At 30.2% G+C, this 4,551-nt stretch carries 3 protein-coding genes, 2 tRNA genes and 2 rRNA genes; 1 reads left to right on the top strand and 6 read right to left on the bottom strand.

Annotated features, from left to right (window positions below; translation table 11 throughout):
* Nucleotides 1-544 precede the first annotated feature (544 nt).
* Nucleotides 545-1,348, bottom strand: coding sequence for a pyruvate, water dikinase regulatory protein (locus CSBG_RS16555; protein WP_008681346.1), 804 nt, complete (start codon nucleotides 1,346-1,348; stop codon nucleotides 545-547).
* Nucleotides 1,349-1,523: 175 nt separating this feature from the next.
* Here CSBG_RS16555 and CSBG_RS16550 point away from each other — a divergent pair, with 175 nt between their 5' ends.
* A complete protein-coding gene (locus tag CSBG_RS16550; protein ID WP_008681345.1) occupies nucleotides 1,524-2,273 on the top strand; it encodes a signal peptidase II in 750 nt (249 codons plus the stop codon).
* Between the two features lie 87 nt (nucleotides 2,274-2,360).
* On the opposite strand, the gene CSBG_RS16545 is transcribed toward CSBG_RS16550, so the two are convergent.
* The 5 genes from CSBG_RS16545 to rrf (CSBG_RS16525) all read right to left on the bottom strand — a co-directional run bounded on the left by CSBG_RS16545 (nucleotide 2,361) and on the right by rrf (CSBG_RS16525) (nucleotide 4,312).
* Nucleotides 2,361-2,436, bottom strand: a tRNA-Lys gene (locus tag CSBG_RS16545).
* Nucleotides 2,437-2,442: 6 nt separating this feature from the next.
* A 5S ribosomal RNA gene (rrf, locus tag CSBG_RS16540) occupies nucleotides 2,443-2,559 on the bottom strand.
* A gap of 365 nt (nucleotides 2,560-2,924) precedes the next feature.
* Nucleotides 2,925-3,875 (bottom strand): L-lactate dehydrogenase, encoded by a 951-nt coding sequence (locus CSBG_RS16535; RefSeq protein ID WP_008681343.1) that lies wholly within the window; start codon nucleotides 3,873-3,875, stop codon nucleotides 2,925-2,927.
* 237 nt (nucleotides 3,876-4,112) lie between these two features.
* Nucleotides 4,113-4,188: transfer RNA gene (locus CSBG_RS16530), tRNA-Lys, on the bottom strand.
* Nucleotides 4,189-4,195: 7 nt separating this feature from the next.
* Nucleotides 4,196-4,312: ribosomal RNA gene (gene rrf, locus CSBG_RS16525) — 5S ribosomal RNA — on the bottom strand.
* Nucleotides 4,313-4,551 lie beyond the last annotated feature (239 nt).

Genomic DNA, 4,551 nt, shown 5'->3' with positions numbered 1-4,551 from the left:
ACAAGGCAGGTTGCCCGACGTGGTTACTCACCCGTCCGCCGCTAGATTTGTTCCCGAAAGAACTCCTCTCGCTCGACTTGCATGTGTTAGGCACGCCGCCAGCGTTCGTCCTGAGCCAGGATCAAACTCTCAATAAAAAGTTTAATCTTTGCTCAAATTACTTTGAGTCTTAATGTTAAGACGTCTAAAAGAATTGCTGGTTTGTTTACTTAACTTATTTTCTGTTCAATTTTCAAAGACCATTTTCTTCATCGCCCTCAAGCGACTTTCTTATCTTATCACCATAAGTTATTTATGTCAACATGTTTTTTTTATTATTTCTTAGAAACACTTGACTGCCTTAGGCGATGAATAAATGTTATCACTAAAAAAAAGCATTGTCAACATATTTTATTGTATTTTTTAATAAAATTATAATTATATTTTGAAAGTTATTATTTGACTACTACTTTTTGTCTTTTTATAGACTTATATAAATATAATTAACCATCTGTTATCTAAAACTTTATCTTAGCTCTAGATAACAGATTTTACATTCTGTGTCTTACTTTTCATGCCCTAGCGCTTTTATTATTATTAATGCAGTATCTTCTATTGCTCTTTGAGTAACATCTATAGTTTTACATCCTAGTCGTCTCATTATTCTATCTGCAAAATCAAATTCTTCTAAAATTCTAGCATCACTCGCATACTCAATTCCCGTAGGCATTCTATGAAACTTATCTAATCTTCTTTTCCTTATTTCTATTAATTGTAACGGATTTATTACTAATCCAAATATCTTCTTTTTATCTACTTCAAAAAGTTCAGCTGGTATTTCTACTTCAGGCATAAGAGGTATGTTTATAGCCTTTATTCCCTTATTAGCTAAATACATGCATAATGGTGTCTTTGATGTTCTTGATAATCCTATTAGTACAACATCTGCATTTTTTAGTCCTCTATAGTCTTTACTATCATCATATTGCATGGCAAATTCCATTGCCTCAATCCTCTTAAAATAAACTTCATCTGTTTTCCACATAGCTCCTGGATTATTATCTGGCATTTTATTTAATATTGATGAAGCTACATTTATTATTGGTCCAAGTACATTTACTACTGATATATTTTTTTCTAAGCACTTTTGTGTTAGATATTCTCTTACACTTACAGTTATTATAGTTGATACTATCATACAATTTTCACAACTACTAACCTCTCTCATTAAATCTTCTATATCTTCTAATCCTTTAATATATGGAACCCTCTTTACCTCTACGTCTCCTTTGAATTGACTTGCTGCTGCTAGTGCAACTTGCTCAGCTGTTTCCCCTATTGAATCTGATACTGCAAAAATTTTTAACACTTCAATCCCCTCCTATGTTGCATGCCGTTATTTTATTATTTATCTAAATAACGTAAATATTCAGTATTTTCACTTTAATTATATCAGTATTTAAAATAATTTGTTATCCTTATATGTAATTTCTATCTATATATGATAAAATCTTAATATCTTAAGTTTTCTGTAGGAGGATAAAATGACTAACAAATTTAATAAAGATAAATGGCTAACAATAGGATTACTCCCTATAATGTGGTTGTTATACTTTGCATTTGAAATTATCACTGGTAGAGTAGATAGTTTTTATACTTTAAGTATGAATTTATTATTAACCATCGTATTTGCATTTACAGGCTGGATAATATACATTACATCCCAAAAATATTCTAATGGATTTACTCGCAAAGTAGTTTTTATAATTTTCCTTGTGCTTATGTTAATAGATCAAGGTATAAAACTTATAATAAAACTTTTTTATTTTGATAATTATTTTGAAATCATACCAAAGTTTCTTTCCTTTGATCCTATAATTAATACAGATGGCTCTTGGCTTAATGCTAGATTTGGACTTGGAGTAGGATTTTCTTCTTTAATAATATTAAATGCATTAGCAGTAATATTATTTATAGAGGTATATAGGTATTATTTATCTAAAGGAAATAAAGACTTCTGGTCTGATATGGCATTTTTATTTATTCTATCCGGAGCCCTATGTTCATTGATAGATAAGACCTTTTATGGTGGTAGTCTGGACTTTATAGGAATTAGTAATTTATTTATAGCTGATATAAAAGATATATATATTAATTTAGGAATATTATTTTTTATAATGCTAATCTATATAAAGGGTTACTTCAAAGAAGAAGATTCTTCAACTTTAAAAGATGATTTACAATCTGTAAAGAAGTTTTTTAAATTTATGAAAAATGATATATTTAGAAAATAAAAAAGAAAGGAATAAAATCCTTTCTTTTTTTATGTAATGCTAAGCAAGTTCTTATAAAAAAATCACTTCATTACTGAAGTGATTTTTTGGTGGCTTACCCGGGAATCGAACCCGGTACACCTTGATTAAAAGTCAAGTGCTCTACCGATTGAGCTAGTAAACCGTATGAACCTGGCAACGTCCTACTCTCCCACACAGTCTCCCATGCAGTACCATCGGCGCTATAAAGCTTAACTTTCCTGTTCGGAATGGGAAGGAGTGTTTCCTTTACGCCATCATCACCAGATATTTTTCTCTCAACAAGAATTTATTATATAGACATATTGTCCATATGTCAACATATTTTTTAAAATTATTTTATTTTTTTCTTATTAATATAAATTAATTCAATTTTATCTGTAAATATGCGCCTTTAATTCGATTCTATTTTATGTAACTTTAAAATTTATATTCAATATAGAAAGCGGCTATACATAGATTTTTTTATTTAATCCTCCATCTTAAATCAATATAAATCCATATATGTTTACTTAAAAAATAAAAAATTAAATTATAGAAAGTTATTTATATAATAAACTTTTTATACATAGGCTAAAAAATTAAATAATGCTATTTATAAAAATATTAATATCTTTATAAATAGCACTTAAATTATTTATTTAATTTTTCTGTGTACTCTCTTATAACATCATTAGACTTTTTAAATCTTTTAAGCTCTTCATCTGTCATATCTATTTCTACTACTTCTTTTACACCCTCACTATTAAGAACTGCAGGTACGCCACTAAATACATTATATTCACCGTACTCACCTTCTAACAATGTAGATACAGGTATTATCTTATTCTCATCATTTATAATTGCTTTTATTATCCCTACAGTAGAAGATGCTATAGCATAATATGTTGTTCCCTTTCTATTATATACTTCCCATCCAGCCTGAGCTGTTTCTAAAACTAATTTATCTAAATCTACATCCCCAACTCTATCTTTATTATCTTGTATAACCTTACTAAAAGGCTTTCCTCCTATATAGACATGAGACCATGGAACCATCTGAGAGTCTCCATGTTCACCCATAGAATAAGCCTGAACACTTCTAGGGTCTACATTAAATAAATCCCCTATAAAATTCTTTAATCTTGCTGAATCAACTGATGTCCCTGTTCCTATAACATGGCTTTTAGGTAATCCAGATATCTTATATACATAATGAGCTATTATATCTACAGGATTTGATATTATTATAAAATGTCCGTTAAATCCACTTTCCATAATAGGGTTCACTATTGATTCCGCTATCTTAGCTGATAAATCTAGTGAATCTAATCTTGTTTGTCCTGGTTTTGGTGGAGCGCCAGCAGTTATTACAACTATATCTACATCACCGCATTCTTCATATGATCCAACTCTTATCTTTGTATTCCTATTTAAATATTCTATACAATGCTTTAAGTCCATCACTTCTCCAAGAGCCTTTTCTCTATTAATATCTATCATTAAAACTTCATCACAGACCCCTTGTGTTATTAAACTAAACGCTGTACTAGATCCAACTAATCCTGTTCCTACTATAGCTACTTTCCTTGTTTTTGAAAACATATATTTTCCCTCCAGTCTACTTCCTTTTTAAATTATATATCATCTTTTCGTAATATTAAAATAATTTAAATTTACATTATCTAAAAGTTATTTTCATTTTTTTATATACCCTAAATTATAAATATTATTTATTATAAATTAACTAATCAATAATTATAAAATTTCATATTCTAGTAAATTTTAAAGAAATTCTAAAAAAGTTTAAAATAAAAAAATCCTAAACATTTGTTTAGGATTTGGTGCGTTATCAGGGGATCGAACCCGGGACACCCTGATTAAGAGTCAGGTGCTCTACCAACTGAGCTAATAACGCATATATAACCTGGCAACGTTCTACTCTCCCACACAGTCGCCCATGCAGTACCATCGACGCTGTAGAGCTTAACTTTCCTGTTCGGAATGGAAAGGAGTGTTTCCTCTACGCCATCATCACCAGATTTGCTTTTCAGAGTGTTCTCTGAAAATTGCACATGAATTAATTTCAAGCCTATTTTTTATTGGTCAAGCCCTCGACCTATTAGTATCAGTCAGCTAAATATGTTACCACACTTACACCTCTGACCTATCAACCTTGTGTTCTTCAAGGGGTCTTACTAGCTTATGCTATGGGAAATCTCATCTTGAGGGGGGCTTCACGCTTAGATGCTTTCAGTCGTTTATCCCTTCCCGACTTAGC

The organism is Clostridium sp. 7_2_43FAA (assembly GCF_000158375.2).
Lineage (GTDB): Bacteria > Bacillota > Clostridia > Clostridiales > Clostridiaceae > Clostridium > Clostridium tertium.
Note: the sequence above shows the minus strand (reverse complement) of the source record. Positions and strands in the feature narration are given on the sequence as shown.